The sequence below is a fragment of the Flavobacterium sp. HJSW_4 genome, from assembly GCF_042436695.1.
Lineage (GTDB): Bacteria > Bacteroidota > Bacteroidia > Flavobacteriales > Flavobacteriaceae > Flavobacterium.
On the sequence record NZ_JBHNPP010000027.1, the window covers coordinates 18,121 to 41,243 of the forward strand.

Consider the following 23,123-nt stretch of genomic DNA (forward strand, 5'->3'; position numbering starts at 1 on the left):
TTATCGAATAAACCCTACTCCTGCTGTTGTGTTCGTAGCTGTATCAATTAAGATAAAAGCTCCGTTTGATTTGTTGTCGTTATAAGCGTCAAAATATAAAGGCTTGCTTAATTTGATACTTACTTCTCCGATTTCGTTTATTGCTAATTGTGAAGCTTCTGTTGTTCCTGAATAATCAGTTGCAATCGTGTTTTTGATGCTTTCTACTTTTGCTAAAACTCTGTTCGTATTGTGCTGTACTAAATATTTAGTTCCTGGAACCAATTTCTTGCTATCCATCCAGCAAACTGTTGTTGTAATATCTTTTTCAATTCTTGGAAGTTCGTCTGATTTTACAATCATGTCACCTCTCGTTACATTGATATCATTTTCTAATTCGATTGTCACTGAAGAACCTGCAGAAGCTTCGTCAAATGATTTATCGAAGAAGTGAATTTTCGTAACTTTTGATTCTGTTAAAGAAGGAAGAACCGTTACAGCATCTCCAACTTTAATTGAGTTTCCGTATAATTTTCCAGCGTAACCTCTGAAATCGTGGTATTCTTCAGTTTTTGGACGAATAACCGTTTGAACTGGGAAACGTGCTTTTCCTGGTTCGTAAACATCATGAGAATGTAATCCTTCTAAATGTTCTAAAACTGTTTGTCCATCGTACCAAGGCATATTTTCAGATTTGTCCACAACATTTCCTCCGTTGATTGCACTTAACGGAATATAGCTTACGTTTTGTTCTTTGAAAGTACTTTTTGCGTTTAAAGCCTCAAAATCAGCTTTGATTTTATTGAAAACTTTTTCTGAGTAATCTACTAAGTCCATTTTATTGATGGCAACAATTACTTCTTTTACTCTCAATAAATTGTTGATGAAAAAGTGACGGTAAGTTTGCTCGATAACTCCTTTTCTAGCATCGATCAAAATGATAGAAACCTGAGAAGTTGAAGCTCCTGTAACCATGTTTCTTGTATATTCTACGTGTCCTGGAGTATCGGCAATAATGTAACTTTTCTTTGCAGTCGAAAAATAAATGTGTGCAACGTCAATCGTGATTCCTTGCTCTCTTTCTGCTACTAATCCATCAGTTGCCAAAGAAAAATCCAAATAATCGTATCCTTTTTGTTTACTGCTTTTTTCGATTGCTTCAATTTTATCTGTAGTCAATGATTTTGTATCGTACAATAATCTTCCGATCAAAGTACTTTTTCCGTCATCTACACTTCCTGCTGTTGCTATTTTTAAAACGTCCATTCTTTTTATGTTGTTGGTTGTTGGTTTATGGTTGTTGGTTTTTCTAAAACATCAACTAAAACCATCAAATATTAATTCTGTTATTTTTATGTTATTGTTATAATTATTGAATTTTTCAGCTATCAACTAAAAACTATCAACCAACAACTTAAAAATATCCTTGTTGTTTTCTTTTTTCCATTGCAGCTTCAGAACGTTTGTCGTCGATTCTAGCTCCTCTTTCAGAAATTGTTGATGATCTGATTTCGCCAACTACTTCTTCGATTGTTGCTGCATACGATTCAACAGCAGCTGTACAACTCATATCTCCAACGGTTCTAAAACGAACAATTCTTTCTTCGATTTGTTCGTCTTCTTCTTGGTACACAAAAGGAGAATGCGACCAGATTAAACCGTCTCTCAAAAAAACTTTTCTTTTATGTGAGAAATAGATTGATGGAATCTCGATTTGTTCTTTTTCGATATAGCTCCAAACATCTAATTCTGTCCAGTTTGAAATTGGGAAAACACGAACGTTTTGACCATTTTCGATTTTTCCATTTAAGATATCAAACAATTCAGGTCTCTGATTTTTCTCGTCCCATTGTCCGAAATCATCACGAACAGAGAAAATACGTTCTTTAGCTCTTGCTTTTTCTTCATCACGACGCGCACCACCAATACAAGCATCAAACTTGAATTCTTCAATTGCATCCAAAAGTGTTGTAGTCTGTAAGCTGTTACGGCTTGAATATTTTCCAGTTTCTTCAACTACTTTCCCTTCATCAATAGCATCCTGAACATTACGAACGATCAACTCTAAACCTAATTCTTCTACCAATTTATCTCTGAAAGCAATCGTTTCAGGGAAATTGTGTCCCGTATCAACGTGCAATAGAGGAAACGGAATTTTAGCAGGGAAAAATGCTTTTTGCGCTAAACGCACCAATGTAATAGAATCTTTTCCTCCTGAGAAAAGTAAAACCGGTTTGTCAAACTGTGAAATTACTTCTCTGAAAATGTATATCGCTTCACTCTCTAAAGCGTTTGTTTTTAATACTGAACTCATTGTGTTTTTGTTTGATATTTTATTTGTGAAAATTTTGTTTCAAGTTTCAAGTTTTTCCCCTGATCTAAAATCTCCACTTCTTTATTCTATAATCTATTAAGAAGTCTTGCCTCTTGCTTCTTTCTTCTACTTACTCTTTCTTAGCGCTATGAAGTCCACATTCTTTATGGCTTGATTCCCACCACCATCTTCCGGCTCTGATATCTTCACCTGGGAAAATCGCTCTCGTACAAGGTGCGCATCCAATACTTACGAAACCTTGTTTGTGTAAAGCATTCTGAGGAACATTATTTTCTGAAAGATAGGTTTCAACCTCCTCTAAAGTCCATTTTAGCAACGGATTGAATTTGATGATTTCGAAACCTCCATCGTATTCAAACAAACTTAAATCTTGTCTGTTTTCTGATTGTTCTGCTCTTAAACCCGTAATCCAAACTGAATTTCCTGCCAAAGCTTTTCTTAACGGAACCACTTTTCGAATAAAACAACATTCTTTTCTGTTTTCAACCGAATCGTAAAAACTGTTTGGTCCTTTTGTTTTCAAAAGATTTTCAACTGAAGCCGCTTCTGGAAAAAACACTTCGATTGGTCTTTTATATTTTTTTAATGTTTTATGAAAAACATCGTAAGTTTCCTGAAATAATCTTCCTGTGTCTAAAGTAAATACCGTAATATCGGTGTTACTTTTTGCAATAAAATCAGTAATTACCTGATCTTCCTGACCAAAAGACGTAGAAAAAATCACTTTTCCCGGAAATTCTTTTGCTAAAAAAACTAAGGTTTCGTCAAGCGAAAGATCTTTTGTTTTTTCTAATAATTCTTGTACAATGCTCGCACTCATAATCTCTCCTTTCTAAAATTATCTTTTACAATAATTTAGATAATGTTTTTAAACTCAATAATATAATTAGAACCCCAACCGCAACCATCATTGGTTTTCTTTTAATTTTATTTACCAAATAAGCCGCAATTGGCGCTGAAATAACTCCTCCTAAAATCAATCCTATAATAATCTGCCAGCCATGAATTCCGCCAAAAAGCATGAAAGTGATTCCGCTTGCAAACGAAATCGCAAACTCTGCTGCATTCACAGACCCAATAGTATATTTCGGATTTCTTCCTCTTCCTAATAATGTCGAAGTTACGATCGGGCCCCAGCCTCCTCCTCCAACAGAATCCATAAAACCTCCAAACACTGCTAAAACGCCTAGTTTTTTAGTTTTCTTTTTTACAACACTTTTTCTAAGAGCCTTTCTGATGATTACAACCGCCAGAATAATCATGTAAACCGCAATAAATGGCTTAATAATATCTCCATCAATCACATCAGATAATAAATAAGCTCCTGTAATTGATCCTAAAACTCCAGGAATCAATAGATGCTTTACCAATTTTTTATTGATGTTACCAAAGCGGTGGTGCGAAAGCGCCGATGCTCCAGTTGTAAACATCTCTGAAACGTGAACTGCCGTACTACTCAAAACTGGCGAAACTCCATAAGCCAATAAAAATGACGTAGAAGTTGCTCCATATCCCATTCCTAAAGCGCCGTCTACTAATTGTGCAAAAACACCAATTAAGAAAAACACCAAAAGGTTTTCATCAAATCCCTGAACAAAACCATCCCACGAAAATTCGGCGTGATGATTATAAACTAATGTAACTGCCAAACCTAACAACAAAACAACTGGTATTGCGACCCACAATCTTTCTTTTGATAAAGAATCAGACTTTACTATCGCATTGTTTAATTTAAGCTCATTTTCCATATTTTAAGAATTGTTTTTTATTCTCAAAAATCCATTACCCTATCGGCTTAGTAGATTACTTTGCAAAAGTACTATATATTTCGAAATATCAAAACAATATATTTACTTTTTTGCATCAGCTATCATCTTATAAACCAAGATAAAAGACATTTAAAAAAGAATTAGTGATTATTTTAACAAATTAAATGTTGCTTACTATTATTTTAACAACAGTCTCAAATTTTGTGATTCACAAAAATACGCATTTAATCTCTACCAAATCCATAGGATAATTATAAAATTGTTATTATTTTAGCAGCAAATATTTTTTCATGGATTTTCAGATTGGTCTTGTAATAGCAGGTTTAGTAGTTGGATTTATTGTCGGGTTAACAGGAGTAGGCGGAGGCTCACTTATGACTCCTATTTTATTGTATTTCGGAATTCCTCCAACAAAAGCCGTTGGAACTGATTTACTTTACGCTGCTTTTACAAAAGCGGGTGGCGTATTTGTTCACAACAAAAAAGGAAATATCAATTGGAAAATTACCGGTTGGCTGACTTTAGGAAGTGTCCCTGCTGCTTTAATTACGTTATGGATTTTAAACAGTATTAAAACTGATATTGAAACTATCAATAAAGTCATTAAGTACAGTTTAGGATGGGCTTTATTATTTACTTCAGTAGCAATTATATTTAAACAGAAGCTTTTAGTTTTTTCTCAAAAACATGCTGGAGATAAATTTCATAGTGAAAGTACAACTCAAAATATGCTGACTATCGGCATTGGAGTTTTATTAGGAGCTACCGTAACTTTAACTTCTATTGGCGCCGGAGCATTAGGAACCGTAACTTTATTTTTCCTTTATCCGCTTTTACCGACTCCTCGTTTGGTTGGAACCGAAATTGCACACGCTGTTCCATTAACTCTAGTTGCAGGTCTTGGACACGCTTCTATGGGAAATTTAGATATAGGATTACTTGGCCAATTATTAATGGGCTCGTTGCCTGGAATTTATATGGGAAGCATGTTAAGCGGAAAAGTTCCAGATCAATTCCTTAGAAATGCAATTGCTGTAATGCTTTTCATGGCTGGATATAAATTGATATTTTAAGATAAATTTTTCAACCATATAAGTAATATAAGTTCATTTAATCAAACTTTACGCAAAGTCTAAAATGGACTTATATTACTTATATGGTTTATTTTTTTTAGAATGCAATATCTGCCAAAGAATTACTTTCTAATATTTTAAGTGTATTATCACGAACTTCTGTCATTAAACGTCGTGCGGCACAAGTTGTTTCGTCATCGCAGTCATCACATCTTTCGTAGAAATTATGACTTGCACAAGGCAACAATGCGATTGGACCTTCTAGAATCCTATAGACTTTCGCCATGCTAATATCTTTTGGATCTTTTATTAGATAATAACCGCCGCCTTTTCCTTTTTTTGCTCCTAGAAAACCTGAGTTTCGAAGCAATAACAAAATACTTTCCAAAAACTTAATCGAAATATGTTCACTTTTTGCAATTTCAGCTATTTGTACAGGATCGTTATTTTCTCTTCTGGCCAAATAGGTTAAAGCTTTTATTCCGTATTTTGTTTTCTTTGAAAGCACTAATGTAAAATTTAGATTGCAGCATTTAATCTCCGACCAAATCCTTGCAAATTATTGAATGACAAAAGTATGCTTTTTGTTGGAACTATCACAACGAATAAAGTTAAATTCTACTAAATCTATCAGATTACTTCGCTATGAAAATTAAACCTACTAAAGGAAAGAAGAAATACCAAGAATATTTCTTAGCTAAAACAAAAATAGACTTTTACTGGATTAATTACAAAAAACCACTACAAATAAGAAAAGCATTTTCTTTCTCCTGATACAAAAGATGTCCCTGATTTTCAATAATCTGATTTGAAATTTTTAAATCTAGAAACCAATTATAATTTGGCGCATTTAAATCCTTCTCTCCAAAATAAACCTTGATTTTACAATTAGGCATTTCGGTTTCAAAACGCAGTCTTGTTGAAGAGACAGCAACTAATTCTTTCACTTTTAAACCTCCTAAAGAAGCTTTCCAAGCAATTGTTCCGCCAATACTGAAACCCAGAATTGCAACATTTTCCTTTTCTGAATTCAATAAATTAGTCACAGCCTTTTCAATTCCACCATTCAAAAATTGATTGTGTATTTCCTTTTCATCAATTAATGAATCAATCTCAGCTAATTTTAAAACATCATAATATTGAATTTGAAATTTAGGTTCTAAAATTTCGATGTAGTTCTGAATCCATTCGGGATTGCCTCCAAATAAATCTGACAATAATAGCAATCTTGGTTTTTTCATGTTTTGTAAAACTAAAATTTAAAAAGCGATTCTCTCAATAACAAGAAAGGGCTATTTAAAAAAAATAGCCCTTCAAAAGTATTATATTTTATGTTTTAAGCCAACGCTTGTTTTAAATCTGCAATTACATCTTCAACAGTTTCTAAACCAACAGAAACACGAACTAAACCTTGCGTGATCCCAACTGCCAATTGATCTTCTTCAGATAATTTGCTGTGCGTTGTAGAAGCTGGATGTGTTACAATTGTTCTTGTATCTCCAATATTTGCTGATAATGAGCAAAGTTTAATTGCGTTCAAGAATTTTCTTCCCGCTTCGATTCCGCCTTTAATTTCAAATGCAATGATGTTTCCACCCGCTTTCATTTGTTTTTTAGCGATTTCATATTGCGGATGCGATTTTAAGAAAGGATATTTTACGCTATTTACATTTGGATGGCTTTCTAAAAATTCAGCCACTTTTAGAGCATTTTCGCAATGTCTGTCCACACGAACTGCCAATGTTTCTAAACTTTTTGAAAGAACCCAAGCATTAAATGGCGCTAAAGCTGGACCTGTATTTCTAGAGAATAAATAAATCTGTCTGATTAAATCTGCGTTTCCAACAGTAACACCACCAAGAACACGACCTTGTCCGTCGATTAATTTTGTGGCTGAGTGAATTACTAAATGTGCTCCAAATTTAATTGGCTGCTGTAAATATGGCGTTGCAAAACAGTTATCGATAACTAAAATCAAATTGTGTTTTTTAGCAATATTTCCTAACAATTCTAAGTCAATTACATCAACTCCAGGATTTGTTGGAGATTCAGCATATAATATTTTGGTGTTTGGTTTAATAAAACTCTCGATTGTTTCTGGCTTATTGATTTCGAAATAAGACGTTTCAATATTCCATTTTGGAAAATAAGTCATAAACAAAGCGTGAGTTGATCCAAAAACACTGCTTGCAGAAACAATATGATCTCCAGAATTCAATAACGCCGCGAAAGTAGAATATACTGCTGCCATTCCTGTTGCAAAAGCATAACCTGATTCAGCACCTTCCATTTTGCAAATTTTATCCACAAACTCAGTTGTATTTGGATTGCTGAAACGGCTGTAAATATTTCTTTCTTTTTCTTCTGTAAAAGAAGCTCTCATGTCTTCAGCATCTTCAAAAACGAAGCTTGATGAAAGGTACAAAGGCACCGAATGTTCTAAATATTGCGATCTTTCTAATTGTGTTCTAATGGCTTGTGTTTCAAAACCAAATTCTTCTGTATTCATTGTGTTGTTATTTTTTTGTTTTTTTTGTTTCAAGTTTCAGGTTCCACGTTAAAACCTGAGCTTAAATTCAAATTGTTCAGAATTAATTATCTAATTAACTCATTTTCTAATTTTACAAAGCTTCGTTGTTTAAAACTACTTTGTATTTAATTGTTGCTGTTGGCTCAACCGTTTTGGCTACTGAACAGTATTTTTCGAAAGAAAGTTGCGCCGCTTTTTTTGCTTTTTCCGGATTGATTTCTCCTTCTAAATAAAAAACCACATCGATTTCTTTAAAAGGTTTAGCTTCTTCGATTTGAACTCGCGTACCTTCAACCTCAGCATTGAAAGAAGTGATTTCCTGACGCTGTTTTTTCAAGATTGAAATCATATCGATAGCGCTGCATCCTGCAACTCCCATTAAAACTAATTCCATTGGACTTGCGCCTAAATCGCTTCCGCCAAATTCGGCTCTGCTGTCAACGTCAACTATGTGTCCGCGTTCATTTTTTACTTTAAAATGAAATGCGTCGTTTACTCTGTTTAAAGTTACTTTCATTGTGTTGTTATTTTTTTGTTTTGTTTTCGTTCAAATCTAAAATCTGAACTCTAAAATCTAAAATTAAAAATCAATTATCCTTTATCAGACAATCTCAAAATATCTCCGAAAACTCCTCTCGCCGTTACTGCAGAACCTGCACCAGCTCCTTGAATAACGATTGGACGATCTCCGTAAGATTCTGTATAAATTTCGAAGAATGAATCAGAGCCTTTTAATCCGCCAAGCGCTGTGTCTGATGGAACCGAAACTAATTTTACTTCTAAATTTCCTTTATCATTCTGCAAATCTCCAGACAATTCACCAATGTATCTCAACACGTGATTTGGCTGTTGTTCTGCTTTTATTTTAGCATAAATTGGATCGAATTCTTTCAATTTCGTCAAGAAATCAGCTGCACTTCCTTCACGTAAGTGCTCTGGAATTAAATTTTGAATTGAGATTTCTTCAAACTCATTTTGCAAATCCAATTCTCTAGCTAAAATTAATAATTTTCTTCCAACATCATTTCCGCATAAATCCTCACGCGGATCTGGTTCTGTATATCCGTTATCAATTGCTTCCTGCAAGATTTCGCTGAAAGGCGCATCTTTCGCAGAGAAATTATTGAATAAATAACTCAATGTTCCAGAGAAAACTCCTTTAATTTTAGTGATATTTTCTCCTGAAAGGTGTAATAATTTAATTGTATCAATTAACGGTAAACCTGCACCAACATTGGTTTCGTATAAATAATTCTTTTGATTTTCTTCTAAAGCGCTTCTTAGCTCTTTATAGAAACCATAACTTAGCGTATTTGCTACTTTATTTGAAGAAATCAAGTCGAAACTGTTTTCTACAAGCGGAATATAGTTTTCTACGAAAGTCGCACTTGCTGTGTTATCAACCGCGATCAAGTTTTCTAAATGATGCTCGTTCGCGAAAGCGATAATATCTTTTATCGTATAAGCTTCGCCTTTTGTTTGAATATCTTCTTTCCAGTTGTTTGTAACGCCGTATTTGTTTAAAAGCACCTTTTTAGAATTCGCTATAGCGAACACATTCAGCCTAATATCTTTACGTTTTTCAATCGCTGAAGCCGATTCTAAAATTTGATTAATCAAAGTTCCTCCCACTAATCCGTGGCCGAAAATAGCAATGTTGATCTTTTTAGAAACTCCAAAAATCTCACCGTGAATTACATTTAAAGCTTTGTTTAATTCTTCTTTCTTAACAACCAAACTCACGTTTTTGCCTGTAACGGTATTATTAAACAAAATCGGAACAATTTTATTTTTGATTAAAGCCGTGTATGGTTTATGAAAAGTACTCAAATCCTGACCAATAATCGAAATTACCGATACATTGTCTGTTACCGTAATCTGATTTACATCTTTAGAATAAAAGTCATTTTCAAACTCTTTTTCTAATTCCACAACCGCAGTTGTTGCTTTATCAGTTGCTACAACCAATCCGATTCCTCTTTCTGAAGAACCTTGCGAAATGATACTCACGCTGATATTGTGATCACCCATTACTTTAAAAATTCGGGCATCAACTCCTGATTTCCCAAGTAATCCGCGTCCTTCAAGATTTACAAGAGAAACATTTTCTAAAACAGAAAGCGTTTTAATTCCTTCTTTAGAAGAATCTGAAGTGATTAAAGTTCCGCGATTTTCGTGATTGAATGTATTTAAAATTCGCAACGGAATATTCTTTTCTAACAAAGGAATAATCGTTTTGGCATGAAGAATCGTTGCACCGAAATTTGCCAACTCATTTGCTTCATTAAACGATAAATATTCGATTTTCTTAGCATCTGCAACCAAATCAGGATTTGCAGTGTAGATTCCGTCTACGTGCGTGAAGTTTTGTAATTCTTCAGCATTTAAATAATTTGCGATTAACGAAGCGGTATAGTTACTGCCATTTCTACCTAAAGTAGTTGTGTCGTTGTTGTTATTAGATCCAATGAAACCTGTAACTATATTAACCGTTTCTCCGTTATGCTCTTTAAAATAATTGACTACGTTTTTCTTCGAAAGCTGTTCTAAAGGCTGTGCGTCGCCAAATTTAGAATCGGTTTTCAATAAATCTCTTGTATCAACAAAATTGGCTGGAATTCCTTTTTCCAACAAAATAGCCGTCAATAATTTAGCAGAAAGCAATTCTCCTTTAGACAAAATCTGATCTTTGATTTTTTTGCTGTAATCGCCAATTAAGCTTACACCTTCAAAAAGTTTATCTAAGACATTAAATTCTTCAGACAAATCAACTTGTGGGTAATCTGAGATTTGATATTTTTTAAAATTCTCTAATAATTCTTTGTAGCTGCCATTTTTAGCAGCAATGCTTAAGATAAATTCCAATTCGTCTGTCGCATTTCCGCGCGCAGAAACTACAACTGCAATTTTTTCACCTTGATTTACTTTATCAGAAATGATAGAAACAACTTTGTTAAGTCCTTCTCCGTTTGCTAATGATTTACCTCCAAATTTTAATACTTTCATTTTATTTCTTTATTGTTTCTGCCTTAAAAATGTCGGCAAGTAAATGATCTAATTGTTTGTACTCGATTAAAAAAGCGTCATGTCCGTGAACCGAATCAATTTCGCTATAGAAAACATTGTCTTTAAACTTCTTCAATTCTTCGTAGGTTTCTACGTTTTCTTTTGCTGTAAAAAACAAATCCGAATTGATTCCGACAATATGAATTGAAGCTTTTGTTTGAGACATTAAGTTTTCAAAACTTTCACTATTTCTAGTAATATCAATTGTTTTAAGCAACTGATTCATTAATTTATAAGAAGATAATTGGAATCTTTTCTGCAATTTTTTTCCGTGATGTGCTAACCAGCTTTCGATATTAAAAATCAAAAGATCTTGATTGATGGTTCGCTGAAATTTTTCTTTAAATGATTCTGGCGAACGGTAACAAAGCATGGCATGTATTCTCGCGTCTTCGATTGGTTTTGAAGAATTGTTTAGAATTTGCTCTTGCAAGAAGCAATTTGCAATAAGCCAATCTGTAGATTTCCAATCGCTCGCAATCGGAATAAGATTTTCTGTGATGTTTGGCGCTAAAGCTAAAATTTCCCAAGCAATTCCACCACCAACAGAACCTCCAATAACTGCAAAAAGCTTTTCGATATTTAAAGCTTTTACGCCTTCGATAAAGATTCTTGCAATGTCTCTGGCCGTAAAGTCATGATAATTGTCGATTAAAAAAGAGTTGCTTCCGTTTCCAGGAATATCAAATGCTAAAACGGTATAAACAGCAGTATCAATGGTTTTACCTTCGCCAATTAAGTCATTCCACCAGCCATTTTCGCCAGTAACTTGCGAATTTCCAGTTAAAGCATGATTAACCAAAACAATAGGCGCGCTGTGCAAAGGTTGACCCGCCAGCGTAAAACTTAATGGTATAGAATGATAATTTGCACCACTTTCTGTGATGAAATCTTGAATTATAATGGGATTTGGTATATTTTCCAATTTCAAATCTGTTGTATTATTGATTTGTATATGGAAATATTAGAAAGAAAAACTAGGTTTAACTAGAAAAAATCTTGTTGTTATCTTTCCACGTTTGGCGTGGTAGAATGTAGCACCTTCTTCGTTTTACCGAAGGGTTGCTAAGGCTTCATCGGGTCTAATCCCTCGTCCTTTCTTTATAACATTTCAATATTTGTTTGAACTTAACGAGTGCAAATTAACTACTAATTTCTATAACAAACAAATTTTATCTAAAAGTGTTTGTTAAATTTCTGTGACTTACTGTAGCAAAAACTATTATACGCAAAAATTTACCGAACAAAAATGCCCAGTAAAATTAAGCAGGTTTTACCCTAATTTATGATGCTTTTCCGTTTAGATAAAAAGCGTTTCATTTTCTTTTGAATACATCAAAAACAATAAAGAGTTTGGTACTTTTTTCAAAGTATTTTTATCTTCCTCTGTGATTCCGAATCTTGGGTGAGCCAATTCATTTGTTGGCGGCGGATTACTATTTTTTGTCCTTCTGTTTTTCAATTTAGAAATTTTTTCTGCGAAGTAGTTCAATTTGCTCATGATGATAAGTTTTAGTTAAGTTGTGTTTTATAATCTTTATTTCTCGTTTATCTTTTTGTTAATTCGTTTTAATGAATAAAAAAACCCTTTTGGATTTTTTAGATACCAAAAGGGTTTAAGTTTTTAAACTCATTTATACTTTTAGTATCAACAGACGTTCACGCAAATAAGCGCGACAGCAAACATCTTCGTGTTCATCTGTAAGGATTTATTCATCTGTGATTTATATTGTTGTTTTAAATTCTGCATTTTTATTAAATTAAAAAGCCTCCTAAAATATTTCTTAGGAGGCTCTTACTATATTATTATTGTATTCTTACAATTTTTTAGCAATAGACACCCCAGCCTCGGTCTTAACCGAAATGGCACAAAACATTTTGTTGACTTTTAAGTTCATTTGATTTCTAGTAGTTTTTGGGTATAACAAATATGCAAATATTTTTCTTATTACACAAATAAAATTCAAGAATTTAATTACAAAATCCGTTGAAAATGTGTTTTTTAACGACAAAAAACATCTTACAAAAACGAAAACGAAATAATACAAGTAAAAAACTTACAAAATAAGCCGATTTTCCTTCATAATTCCATTTGACAAATCAATTTATCAAAGAACTTTTTTCTCTTTTATCTTTTTTTTAACTAAAAAATTACAGCCAAACCGCTTCTTTACTCCTAATTCGCTCCGCAATTTTCAAAATATCAGTTATAATTCCTCTAGAAATTGCTTGTTTGCATGGCGGAGCACTCTGAATTACGATCGGAATATCAGCATAAGATTTAGTGAAAATTTCAAAAATGGTGTCAGAACCTTTCAATTGTCCGATTGGAGAATCTGTTGGTTCCGAGATTAATTTGACTTCCAAAGTGCCTTTTTCTACATCAAATTCTCCTACATATCTCAACACATGATTTTCTGCTTGCGTAATTTTGGCGATCTTAAAAGATTTATCGACAGCGTCTTTATTTAACACTCCATTTTTCTCCAAATGTTCTTCGGTTATAAAAGGCTTGATTGTAATGTCTGAAAGCTCAAAATCTTTTCCTATTTCTCTGGCCAATATCAAAAGCTTTCTTGCCGTGTCGTTTCCTGAAAGATCTTCTTTAAAATTTGATTTCATTAATCCTAAAAGGCTCGCATCTTTTAAAACCGATGAAAACGAAACATCTTCCGATGAAAATCGATTAAAGACATAACTCAGATTATCAGAGAAAACGCCACGAATCTTAGTGATTTTTTCACCCGAATAATACAAATCTCTTAAGGTTTGCAAAACTGGAATTCCGCTTTCTACTGAGGTTTCATACAAAAACTCCTTGTCGTACTTTTTAAGATCTGCTCGTAGTTCTTTATATAAGTCAATTGGGAGCGTATTGGCTTTTTTGTTTACCGCTACAATATTGAATCCGTTTTTGATTAACGTGTTGTAATGCTTCACCAATTCATCGCTGGCGGTTGCATCTACGGCAATCAGGTTTTCGAATTCATTTTCTTGAGCAAATTCGACAATATCTTCTACTTTAAAAGGAACTGCCAATTGTCTAAAATTGGTTTCCCAAGCATAGCCAACTCCTTCTTTTTCAAAAAAAGCAACTGTCGAATTGGTTATTATGGGAAAATGAAAATCGACGTTTTTGCTTTCCAGGAAAAACTCCTGACTTTCAACAATCTGATTAATCAAAGTACTTCCGATATTTCCAATTCCGAAAAGGATAATGTTTATTTTAAGCTTTGACATAATTTCTAACATTTTAATTTTTTTTAAAACCATATAAGTAATATAAGTTCATTTTCGGATTGGCTAATTTCTGTGCGTGTAAATTGTGACGCAAGCAATTAAATGAACTTATATGCCTTATATGGTTTATTTTTTTTATAAAGATGCTTTTCATAAAAAATTACCTTTAGCAAAACCACTCGCTAAAGGCAATTTTTCAAACAAAAAACAAAAAAACCTAATTTTTATTGATGCTGAATTGAGAAACAGAAACGCTCTCAAAAACAGCTTGCAGATCTGCAATTAAATCTTCGATATCTTCAATTCCCACAGACAGACGAACTAAATCTTTTGAAACTCCTGTTTCTAATTGTTCTTCTTCTGTTAATTGCTGGTGCGTAGTACTTGCTGGATGAATAATTAGCGATTTTGTATCACCAATATTGGCCAACAAAGAGAATAATTTGGTATCGTCTACTACTTTTTTCGCAGCGTCAAAACCTCCTTTTAATCCGAAAGTGATAACACCACTTTGGCCTTCTGGCAAATATTCTTTAGCCAAAGCATTGTATTTGCTCGATTTCAAGCCTGGATAATTTACCCAAACCACCTCATCTTGTTTTTCTAACCATTCGGCCAGAGCCAAAGCATTTTCACTATGTTTCTTAATTCGGATTGGAAGTGTTTCTAGCCCTTGAATAATCTGAAAAGCATTAAATGGACTCAAAGCAGCACCAAAATCACGCAGACCTTCAATTCGAGCTTTTGCTATAAAAGCTGCATTTCCTAAAGCTTCATGATATACTAATCCGTGGTATCCTGCAGATGGCTCGGTAAATTCAGGAAATTTTCCGTTTGCCCAGTCAAAGTTTCCAGCATCAATGATAACGCCTCCTAATGAAGTTCCGTTTCCTGCGATATATTTAGTTAAGGAATGAATAACAATATCGGCACCATATTTAATTGGGTTTAATAAATAAGGTGTCGCAACTGTATTATCTACTATAAATGGCACTTTGAATGCTTTGGCTTCTGCCGAAATTGCTTTTAAATCGAGTACATCTAATTTTGGATTTCCAAGAGATTCTACAAAGAAAGCTCGTGTATTTTCTTTAGCTGCTTTAGTGAAGTTTTCAGGTTTTGAAGGATCAACAAAAGTTGTTGTGATTCCTAATCTTGGTAGTGTAACTTTAAGAAGATTATAAGTTCCGCCATACAAACTGTTTGACGCTACGATATGGTCTCCTGCTTTCAATAAAGTTAATAATGTTGTAGAAATAGCTGATGCTCCAGAAGCAGTTACTACCGCTCCAATTCCGCCTTCAAGCGCTGCCAGTCGCTGTTCTAAAACATCATTTGTTGGGTTATTTAATCTGGTGTAAATAAATCCAGCTTCGGCAAGACCAAATAAATTGGCCGCATGATCTGCGTTGTTAAATACATATGATGATGTCTGATAAATTGGCACTGCTCTTGTTCCTGAATTTTTAGTAACGTCGTGGCCTGCGTGTAATGCGTTTGTTGCAAATTTTTGAGTACTCATGATTTCTTAGTTTTTTTAATATTGTTAATACGTTATATTGTAATTTGATTTTTGAAATTGAATTTAGATTTAAGCGAAAAATTCTTCTGCTTCTTCCTCTAATTCATACATCTGAAATAGCAGTGATTTTTGACTTTTATTCTGTTCTGCGTTTATTCTTGAAATTTCTCTTTTTATCTCTTCAGATGTATTATCGTTATTTTGAGAATTGTTTCTTAATAAATATTCTATTGCGATTGAATTTAATGTTTTCATGATTTTTAATTTTAAATGAGTTGGAATAAAAAAAGCCCTTTCGGATGGCGACCAAAAGGGCTATAGCTTAACTATAACAAAGATTTACTCTTTCACTTTTGGCAACAGCAATGTGGGATGCACATTTGCATCATCTTACAACACATCATATTTCTTTTTGCTATTGCTTTCATTTTTGTATTAATTAATCTTATTTTTTAAACTCGACTATTTCTATAGAGTAAAAGTAGTAAATATTTTTAAACCACCAAATTAAAATCAAATTTTTTATGTTTTATTTTTTTGAAATCTCTTTCAAGCCTTTATTTGAAAGACTTGAAAGAGATTCATTTTAATTAGAATTTAAAGCTCAAACGAGCAAAACCAAATCTTCCGTTCAATCCAAATTGAGAAACTGCTCTTGAATATGCAAACTGATTCGCATTTGTCAAATCGGTACTTGGCGCTGGAGACAATGTTGGAGTTGTATTTGTAAATGCAGGAGTTGAAGGATTATTTCTGTCTGGATAAACATCTCCTATATTATTAACTCCAATTGTTGCTCTAAAATGCTCGTTGATTTGATATCCTAAAGATAAATCGGTAACCAATTTTGCGCTGTATTCTGGATGCTCGTACACAGAAGAAAATCCGTCTAAATTAACATCTGTTGCTCCTGGATCTGTTACTTTTCCGAAATAACTGTTTCTTAAATAAATATCCAGTTTTTTAATACTGAAAGTGGTCATTAAATTGGCTTTCACTTTCGGAATTGCTTCTTCTAAATATACTCGGCTTGATTCTGGGAAGAATGAATAAATATATGGTTCTCCTCCTGCATCAACGATTGATTTCGGCACATGCAAATCGCCTACTCTTTTGGTTTCGTTGAAACTAAATGCAAAATCATTTCTGATAACGAAATCTTGAATGACATCATATTTCTGAGAAATAACCAAATCAATTCCTTTTGTTTCAGAATCGATTCCGTTGGTCCAGAATGAAGCTCTTTCTACACCTTTCAAGTCAAATGCTTGTTGAAACAAAGTCAATGCTTCTGCTTGTTCTGGAGAAGTTGCAGCACCGATTTGTGCATCTGTTGGTCTAGAATACTGTCCAGACAATACAATTCTGTCGTTGATTCTTGTAAAATAAGCATCTGTTGCAATGGTTATGTTAGCTTCAGGAATTTTAAATGTAAATCCTGTACTGATGCTTTTTGATTTTTCTGGTTTTAAACTTTCAATACCAATACTTTTTGCAGCTTGAGAATCGTTTGTAAAATATCCAACTTGATATGGAGCCCCGTTTATAAATTGAGTTGAACTAGATTCAAAATATCTTTGCTGTAAAGAAGGTGCTCTAAATCCTGTTTGTCCAGAAATTCTCCAATTGATATTATCTGTTAATTTTAAAAGAGAGGCCAATTTGAAAGTAACTGTACTTCCAAAATCTGAATAGTTTTCATAACGTGCCGCTCCATTCACCAACCATTTTTCTGTAGCATTCAATTCTAAATCTATATAAGCAGCACCACTTTGTCTGTCTTTCTCTTTAGCATCTGAAGGCTGAAATCCAGAAAATCCTTGGGCTCCTGCTCCACGTTTGTTTCCAAAAAAGTCTGTTACGATTAATGGCGAATTGCTTGGCAAAATTCCAGAAACTAAAGCTCCGTTTACGTCATATAATCCGTAAGAAGCTTCTTCTCCTGCTTTAATTTGGTAGTTTTCATATCTGAATTCACCTCCAAAAGCTACGTTTAATCCAGAAAGAACATCATATTTTTTGCTGAAATCTAAATTGGTTGTACTTTGTAAAAACGAAACTTTTCCTGCATCAAAACTAAATGGAGAGTTCGTTCCCAAAGTCGCATTGATTGTATTGTTCACATCATAAGTAAATGAGTTTGTTCCTAAGTTGGTGCTTAAATCGGTATCAAAGCCAAATAATTGCGTATTTATTCCAACCGCTCCTGAAGCGTCTAAAATTTTTGACTCAATTTCTGGCAGGAATCCGTCTTGGTACACTTGCGTGAAAGTTCCAGAACCATTTGGCAATCTGTTGAATGCATACGATTTACCGCTTCTATAAGAAACCCCGCCAAAAGAATATAAAGAAGTGGTTTCGCTCAAAGGATATTTAGCATTGAAATACAATTGTCCCGCAGCCAATTCTGACTGTCCAACACTCATATTATAATCGCTTCTCTGCTGACCTCTATAAGCCAATTCATTATTTGTTACATCAAAATTTAAAGCCGTTTGCATTTGTCCAATTGTTGCTGCTGATGCAATAGCATTTTGTTGCGCTGGTGTAAAATAGCCCACTTGTGGAGCATATTGTTTCAAAGAAGACAAAATCTGAGCTGAATTTGTAGTCGTATTAATATTGCTAAACAAAGAGTTGATTTCTACACCATCTTGTGCTGCTCTATTTTCGACCGCATTGTAAGCATTAAAAATTGGATTACTTCTAATTCCTGCTCTACTTGTTGCTTGCCTAGTCACAGCAGTTCCAGTCACATTCAAGAAACTTCCTGGTTTTCCTAATGAAGTTCCGTAGTTTAAATCGATTTGAGCCGTTTGTCCGTCTGCGCCTCCTTCAAAATTATTTGATCCCGAAGATAGATTTGCTCCGTATTGAATTCCTCCAGTCAAATAATTAGCATTCTTTTTCAGAACAATATTGATTACTCCAGCAATTGCATCAGAACCGTATTGCGCGGCAGCTCCGTCTCTTAAAACTTCAATTCTTTCAATAGCGAAAGACGGAATTGCATTTAAGTCTGTTCCAACCGATCCTCTACCTGGCGATCCGTTTATATTTACTAAAGCACTTGTATGTCTTCTTTTTCCATTTACTAAAATCAGAACCTGATCTGGCCCTAATCCTCTTAATTGTGCTGGATCAACGTGATCTGTTGCATCTGCCGTAGATGTTGGATTACTCGTAAACGACGGCGCAACATAATTTAAAATTTGAGTTACGCTTGTTTGCGGCGCTCCTTTTGTTATTTCTGATACGTTAAAAACATCAACCGGAACTGGCACGTCTGTTTTTACTCTGTTTTTACTTCTTGATCCAATAATAGTAACTTCAGACAGTTCGTTGTTTTTTAAACTATCCTGCTCTTTTTTGTTGTCTTGAGCATAAAGTCCTGAAAAAGTCACAAGACCTAAAACGATTAGTACATTTTTCTTCATTTCTTTTTTACTGATTAATTAGTGTTTTTTTGGTTTAAAAAAAATCTTACAGGTTTCATTTTTGCAATAAAAAAAACCTCTGCGGTTTGGCAGAGGTTCTATTTATATTTTATTGAAAAACAATTACAATAGCGTCTCTGCGGATAACTCCGGCATCTTACAAGACATCATATTGCAAACTGTAAATTTCATTTGTTTCTTTTGTTTTAACGGGGCAAAGTTGCGAACTATTTTTGAATCAGCCAAACAAAAAACAAAATATCTTCTATTACCCTATCAAAATAGTATGTTATTGTTAAATTTCTGCTATAAAAAATAAAAAAAGTTGAACTTTAATTTGCAAATCAAAATGGTTTCATACCTTTGCACCCGAAACAGAGGAAAAATTTGAACTGATTGCAACCTCTTCATAATGAAATGGTTTCATTATGAATGCTGAAAGATTCATTTCAGCAGTAAAAAATGCTAAAGCAGGAACTCTCCTTTAGCCCTTTTTAGCAATTACTTTCCCTGCTGAATTTTTAAAAACTAATATATTATTATTACATTATTATGGCTTATTTATTTACGTCAGAATCTGTTAGTGAAGGGCATCCAGACAAAGTTGCAGATCAAATTTCGGATGCATTAATTGACAACTTTTTGGCATTTGACGCTGATTCAAAAGTAGCTTGTGAAACATTAGTTACAACGGGTCAGGTGATTTTAGCAGGTGAAGTAAAATCGAATACTTATCTTGATGTTCAGCAAATCGCTCGTGAGGTAATCCGTAAAATTGGATATACTAAAAGTGAATACATGTTTGAAGCTAATTCTTGTGGAATTCTTTCAGCTATTCACGAACAATCTGCAGACATTAACCAAGGTGTAGACAGAGCTAAGCCAGAAGAGCAAGGCGCTGGTGACCAAGGAATGATGTTTGGTTACGCTACAAACGAAACTGCAAACTACATGCCGTTGGCATTAGATTTATCTCATAAATTATTACAAGAGTTAGCTATTTTAAGACGTGAAAACAAAGAAATCACGTATTTACGTCCAGATGCTAAATCTCAAGTAACTTTAGAATACAGCGACGATAACAAACCAACTCGTATTGATGCAATTGTTATCTCAACTCAACACGATGATTTTGATGAAGAAGCTTCAATGTTGGCTAAAATCAAAAAAGATGTTGTTGAAATCTTGATTCCAAGAATTATCGCTAAAAACCCAGAGCACGCTCATTTATTCAACGATAAAATCAACTACCACATTAACCCAACAGGAAAATTCGTTATTGGAGGACCTCACGGAGATACTGGTTTAACAGGAAGAAAAATCATCGTTGATACTTACGGTGGAAAAGGTGCTCACGGTGGTGGTGCATTCTCTGGAAAAGATCCAAGTAAAGTAGATAGAAGTGCTGCTTATGCAACTCGTCATATCGCTAAAAACTTAGTTGCTGCTGGTGTTGCTGACGAAATCTTAGTTCAGGTTTCTTACGCAATTGGAGTTGCTGAGCCAATGGGAATCTTTATTGAAACTTACGGAACTTCTAAAGTAAACTTAACTAACGGTGAAATCGCTAAAAAAGTAGAAGCTATCTTTGATATGCGTCCTTACTTTATCGAACAACGTTTGAAATTAAGAAATCCAATCTACAGCGAAACTGCTGCTTACGGACACATGGGACGTCAGCCAGAAACTGTAACTAAAACTTTCTCTGCTCCAGGCGGAAATGAAAAAACAGTTACTGTAGAATTGTTTACATGGGAAAAACTTGATTTTGTTGACCAAGTAAAAGCTGCATTCGGATTGTAAATTTAGATTTATAGACTGACTTAGATTATTAGATATCTTAGTTTAGCTAAACATAAAAAAGCCGATTTCTAAATTAGAAATCGGCTTTTTATTTTATACTTATAATTCTTTATTAATAAGTTCCGTTACTCATTTTTGCTAGAACTTCTTTCATTTGATTTGCAGTTGTTTCATCAACATCCGCAGTGATAAACTTTAATGCCAAAACTTGTGTTTCGATCGCTTTTTGTGTTTGACCATCTTTATAATACAATTGAGCCAAAGTATCTAAATAATAAGGATTGTTTTTGGTTACAACCAAACTATATTCAGACCATTTGATGGCATCTTTAACAAAATTCACATTTTGAGAATTCTCTACTACCATCCAAGCTGCATTGTTGGAAAGATTTGAATGATAGTCTTTAAACGAATTCCATCCATCATAAGAATAGCTTGAACTAGAATCTAATCCTGAAAAAATTGCGTCTAATTTCTCTATTGGGCTTGCTCCCGCTAAAGTTTTATCAAAATAAGTATTAAACTCTTTTAAGAAAGTTACATTAGATCCATCATTTTCCTGAATTTGAGCTAAGTAGTAAAAGTAATTTCTATAAACATCAAAATTGCCTTTTCCAGATTCAATGATTCTTTTGTAAAGCGAATTGACTTTTTCTTTATTTATTTCTCCAGAAGCTCCATCTTGAGAAAGATACAGATTTTGCTGTAATGCATCTGAAATTTCAGTAACAACATTTCCAACAGTGTGAAGTTCTCCTTGTTTACTATTAAAATCAGCACGCTTACTTTCAATATCCTCTGAATGTTTTAGCAAATAATCAATTGCTAAGAAATCTGTGTCATTTAGAATTCTATCCGTATTAAAAAGCTGTTTTGTAAATCCTTGGTTTTTGATTTCTTTAATAATCGTTTCTGTCAAATACATATTTACAACTTTATCCTTTTGATGCGCCTCGATCAGTTTTTTCCAAGATTGTGCCACTGCTTTTTGATCTAAAGCCGTTTTTGCAATTACAAATTCAGTCGAATTAGGATCGCTTACAGAATTATCAGATTCATAATCATAAGATACTTCTAATAAAGCTGCTTTATTAAAAGCGGTAATTAAATCTGCATCTAAAGCTTTTTTATTCTTTAAAACATTATCTATAAAAAGGAAAGCATTCGCTCTCTGAAGCTTTCTATAAAAATCTCCATAATAGCTAAACTGATATTGTTGTGCCGCCAAATCTGATTTTGCAATAGCAAGCTGACTTCCTTCTCCGTTTAAAATAATTATACTTGGATCGCTGGTAATTTTATTGTTTTTAAGCCATTTTTTATCATCGGCTCCAGCCATATAATAATTATAGGTATCGTATTGTGCATTATACGCATCATACATATTATATCCCGTCTGCGTTTCCTGCTCTTTTACAAAAGCATCAAAACTTTCTTTTGCTGTTTTATTTTTGCTGTCAACAACAACTACCAAAAATTTATTGCTAACCGTTTTTGTAGATTCGATTGCTTTTTTCAGATTGTTTTCGACTTTTAATTTAAAGTCATACTTCGTATAGACTGGCGAAGCAGCATCAACTATTACAGCTGCACTATCCACAGCAACTCCAGAGCCAAAATCATCATTGATTAAAGTATTTTCTTTTCCTGGATAAGTCCAATTTGTTATGGATTGATTTTCTACAGGAACAACCGTAGGAACTTTAGCTGGCTTCTCCTCTTTTTCGTTTACAAATACCAAAGGGTCTTTTCCAAATTGATCAGAAATTTTCAATTCTTTTGTTCTTTTATCAAAAGATCCAACAAGATTTAAATCACTTATAACGGCCAAATCATAGTTTATTGTTACCTCAGAAACATCTTTTGGCAATGCATATTTGCTAACATCGCTTTTTCCGCCATACTCTTCATAAACTAAATAAAGGAAATCAGCTTTTTCTATTTCAAAATCTAAATCGGTCGTTTTCCATTCTGGATCAACTTTCGTTTTAATATCTACAATTTTTTGATATTGAACCGATTCCGAACCGTTTTGAGTTCCTATGTAGAAAGAATAATAGGAAGGATTCAAAAATTTAATCTTAACTTTTTTTGCATTTTTATCTTTAACAAAAGAAAGGTCAAATTTATTTTCTGCCTTTTTACTTTTTATGAAAACCAAAGAATCGCCTTTTATTTCATAACCTCCAGAATAAAAAACCAATTCGTATTTATTATCATCTAATAAATTTAATTTAATCTTTTCTCCTTTATTTTTAGATAAATAGGTTCCTTTTTCAATGCCGTTTGTTTGAGAGAAAGAAACAAACATTCCAGCAAATAAAAGTGCAGAACTCCATATAAAATTGCGCATGATCACGTTTTTAGTC

The 23,123-nt window shown here is 33.6% G+C and carries 18 protein-coding genes and 1 riboswitch; of the genes, 2 read left to right on the forward strand and 16 right to left on the reverse strand.

Annotated features, from left to right (window positions below; translation table 11 throughout):
• The 4 genes from ACE01P_RS19830 to ACE01P_RS19845 form a co-directional block, all read right to left on the reverse strand.
• The gene (locus ACE01P_RS19830; protein WP_379700772.1) at positions 1-1,245 is read right to left on the reverse strand and encodes a sulfate adenylyltransferase subunit 1; all 1,245 of its coding nucleotides are present in this window, start codon (positions 1,243-1,245) and stop codon (positions 1-3) included.
• A gap of 148 nt (positions 1,246-1,393) precedes the next feature.
• The gene (gene cysD, locus ACE01P_RS19835; protein ID WP_057117574.1) at positions 1,394-2,293 is read right to left on the reverse strand and encodes a sulfate adenylyltransferase subunit CysD; all 900 of its coding nucleotides are present in this window, start codon (positions 2,291-2,293) and stop codon (positions 1,394-1,396) included.
• A gap of 130 nt (positions 2,294-2,423) precedes the next feature.
• On the reverse strand, positions 2,424-3,134 hold the full coding sequence (locus ACE01P_RS19840; protein WP_379700773.1) for a phosphoadenylyl-sulfate reductase: 711 nt from the start codon (positions 3,132-3,134) through the stop codon (positions 2,424-2,426).
• 25 nt (positions 3,135-3,159) lie between these two features.
• On the reverse strand, positions 3,160-4,062 hold the full coding sequence (locus ACE01P_RS19845) for a sulfite exporter TauE/SafE family protein (RefSeq protein ID WP_379700774.1): 903 nt from the start codon (positions 4,060-4,062) through the stop codon (positions 3,160-3,162).
• A gap of 311 nt (positions 4,063-4,373) precedes the next feature.
• Here ACE01P_RS19845 and ACE01P_RS19850 point away from each other — a divergent pair, with 311 nt between their 5' ends.
• Complete coding sequence (locus tag ACE01P_RS19850; RefSeq protein WP_379700775.1) at positions 4,374-5,156, forward strand: sulfite exporter TauE/SafE family protein; 783 nt, start codon at positions 4,374-4,376, stop codon at positions 5,154-5,156.
• 97 nt (positions 5,157-5,253) lie between these two features.
• Here the strand turns inward: ACE01P_RS19850 and ACE01P_RS19855 are convergent, their stop codons facing one another.
• The 11 genes from ACE01P_RS19855 to ACE01P_RS19905 form a co-directional block, all read right to left on the reverse strand.
• On the reverse strand, positions 5,254-5,664 hold the full coding sequence (locus ACE01P_RS19855; RefSeq protein WP_193846572.1) for an Rrf2 family transcriptional regulator: 411 nt from the start codon (positions 5,662-5,664) through the stop codon (positions 5,254-5,256).
• Between the two features lie 220 nt (positions 5,665-5,884).
• Positions 5,885-6,397: an alpha/beta hydrolase gene (locus tag ACE01P_RS19860; protein ID WP_379700776.1), complete on the reverse strand. Its 513-nt coding sequence runs from the start codon at positions 6,395-6,397 to the stop codon at positions 5,885-5,887.
• Between the two features lie 95 nt (positions 6,398-6,492).
• The gene (locus ACE01P_RS19865; protein ID WP_379700777.1) at positions 6,493-7,665 is read right to left on the reverse strand and encodes a trans-sulfuration enzyme family protein; all 1,173 of its coding nucleotides are present in this window, start codon (positions 7,663-7,665) and stop codon (positions 6,493-6,495) included.
• Positions 7,666-7,777: 112 nt separating this feature from the next.
• Positions 7,778-8,203, reverse strand: coding sequence for an OsmC family protein (locus ACE01P_RS19870; RefSeq protein ID WP_073408333.1), 426 nt, complete (start codon positions 8,201-8,203; stop codon positions 7,778-7,780).
• Between the two features lie 74 nt (positions 8,204-8,277).
• On the reverse strand, positions 8,278-10,692 hold the full coding sequence (gene thrA / locus ACE01P_RS19875) for a bifunctional aspartate kinase/homoserine dehydrogenase I (protein WP_379700778.1): 2,415 nt from the start codon (positions 10,690-10,692) through the stop codon (positions 8,278-8,280).
• 1 nt (position 10,693) lies between these two features.
• On the reverse strand, positions 10,694-11,677 hold the full coding sequence (locus ACE01P_RS19880; protein WP_379700779.1) for an alpha/beta fold hydrolase: 984 nt from the start codon (positions 11,675-11,677) through the stop codon (positions 10,694-10,696).
• Positions 11,678-11,754: 77 nt separating this feature from the next.
• Positions 11,755-11,862, reverse strand: a riboswitch (SAM riboswitch).
• 190 nt (positions 11,863-12,052) lie between these two features.
• Positions 12,053-12,253: a hypothetical protein gene (locus ACE01P_RS19885; RefSeq protein ID WP_379700780.1), complete on the reverse strand. Its 201-nt coding sequence runs from the start codon at positions 12,251-12,253 to the stop codon at positions 12,053-12,055.
• Between the two features lie 650 nt (positions 12,254-12,903).
• The gene (locus tag ACE01P_RS19890) at positions 12,904-13,992 is read right to left on the reverse strand and encodes an aspartate kinase (protein WP_379700781.1); all 1,089 of its coding nucleotides are present in this window, start codon (positions 13,990-13,992) and stop codon (positions 12,904-12,906) included.
• Positions 13,993-14,209: 217 nt separating this feature from the next.
• Positions 14,210-15,514: an O-acetylhomoserine aminocarboxypropyltransferase/cysteine synthase family protein gene (locus tag ACE01P_RS19895; protein WP_379700782.1), complete on the reverse strand. Its 1,305-nt coding sequence runs from the start codon at positions 15,512-15,514 to the stop codon at positions 14,210-14,212.
• A 69-nt stretch (positions 15,515-15,583) separates the two neighbouring features.
• Positions 15,584-15,769 carry a hypothetical protein gene (locus tag ACE01P_RS19900; protein WP_379700783.1) on the reverse strand — a complete coding sequence of 62 codons (186 nt, stop codon included), beginning with the start codon at positions 15,767-15,769 and terminating at the stop codon, positions 15,584-15,586.
• 335 nt (positions 15,770-16,104) lie between these two features.
• Positions 16,105-18,951: a TonB-dependent receptor plug domain-containing protein gene (locus tag ACE01P_RS19905; protein ID WP_379700784.1), complete on the reverse strand. Its 2,847-nt coding sequence runs from the start codon at positions 18,949-18,951 to the stop codon at positions 16,105-16,107.
• 552 nt (positions 18,952-19,503) lie between these two features.
• Here ACE01P_RS19905 and metK point away from each other — a divergent pair.
• Complete coding sequence (gene metK, locus ACE01P_RS19910; RefSeq protein ID WP_379700785.1) at positions 19,504-20,754, forward strand: methionine adenosyltransferase; 1,251 nt, start codon at positions 19,504-19,506, stop codon at positions 20,752-20,754.
• A gap of 112 nt (positions 20,755-20,866) precedes the next feature.
• Here the strand turns inward: metK and ACE01P_RS19915 are convergent, their stop codons facing one another.
• On the reverse strand, positions 20,867-23,107 hold the full coding sequence (locus tag ACE01P_RS19915; protein WP_379700786.1) for a hypothetical protein: 2,241 nt from the start codon (positions 23,105-23,107) through the stop codon (positions 20,867-20,869).
• Positions 23,108-23,123: the final 16 nt, after the last annotated feature.

Bases quoted from the DNA above. Each gene is read 5' to 3' on its own strand.
- ACE01P_RS19845 (WP_379700774.1), bottom strand. From the start codon at position 4,062: ATGGAAAATGAGCTTAAATTAAACAATGCGATAGTAAAGTCTGATTCT.
- ACE01P_RS19850 (WP_379700775.1), top strand. From the start codon at position 4,374: ATGGATTTTCAGATTGGTCTTGTAATAGCAGGTTTAGTAGTTGGATTT.
- ACE01P_RS19900 (WP_379700783.1), bottom strand. From the start codon at position 15,769: ATGAAAACATTAAATTCAATCGCAATAGAATATTTATTAAGAAACAAT.
- ACE01P_RS19905 (WP_379700784.1), bottom strand. From the start codon at position 18,951: ATGAAGAAAAATGTACTAATCGTTTTAGGTCTTGTGACTTTTTCAGGA.
- ACE01P_RS19860 (WP_379700776.1), bottom strand. From the start codon at position 6,397: ATGAAAAAACCAAGATTGCTATTATTGTCAGATTTATTTGGAGGCAAT.
- ACE01P_RS19870 (WP_073408333.1), bottom strand. From the start codon at position 8,203: ATGAAAGTAACTTTAAACAGAGTAAACGACGCATTTCATTTTAAAGTA.
- ACE01P_RS19865 (WP_379700777.1), bottom strand. From the start codon at position 7,665: ATGAATACAGAAGAATTTGGTTTTGAAACACAAGCCATTAGAACACAA.
- ACE01P_RS19890 (WP_379700781.1), bottom strand. From the start codon at position 13,992: ATGTCAAAGCTTAAAATAAACATTATCCTTTTCGGAATTGGAAATATC.
- ACE01P_RS19915 (WP_379700786.1), bottom strand. From the start codon at position 23,107: ATGCGCAATTTTATATGGAGTTCTGCACTTTTATTTGCTGGAATGTTT.
- ACE01P_RS19895 (WP_379700782.1), bottom strand. From the start codon at position 15,514: ATGAGTACTCAAAAATTTGCAACAAACGCATTACACGCAGGCCACGAC.
- metK (WP_379700785.1), top strand. From the start codon at position 19,504: ATGGCTTATTTATTTACGTCAGAATCTGTTAGTGAAGGGCATCCAGAC.
- ACE01P_RS19840 (WP_379700773.1), bottom strand. From the start codon at position 3,134: ATGAGTGCGAGCATTGTACAAGAATTATTAGAAAAAACAAAAGATCTT.
- ACE01P_RS19830 (WP_379700772.1), bottom strand. From the start codon at position 1,245: ATGGACGTTTTAAAAATAGCAACAGCAGGAAGTGTAGATGACGGAAAA.
- thrA (WP_379700778.1), bottom strand. From the start codon at position 10,692: ATGAAAGTATTAAAATTTGGAGGTAAATCATTAGCAAACGGAGAAGGA.
- ACE01P_RS19885 (WP_379700780.1), bottom strand. From the start codon at position 12,253: ATGAGCAAATTGAACTACTTCGCAGAAAAAATTTCTAAATTGAAAAAC.
- cysD (WP_057117574.1), bottom strand. From the start codon at position 2,293: ATGAGTTCAGTATTAAAAACAAACGCTTTAGAGAGTGAAGCGATATAC.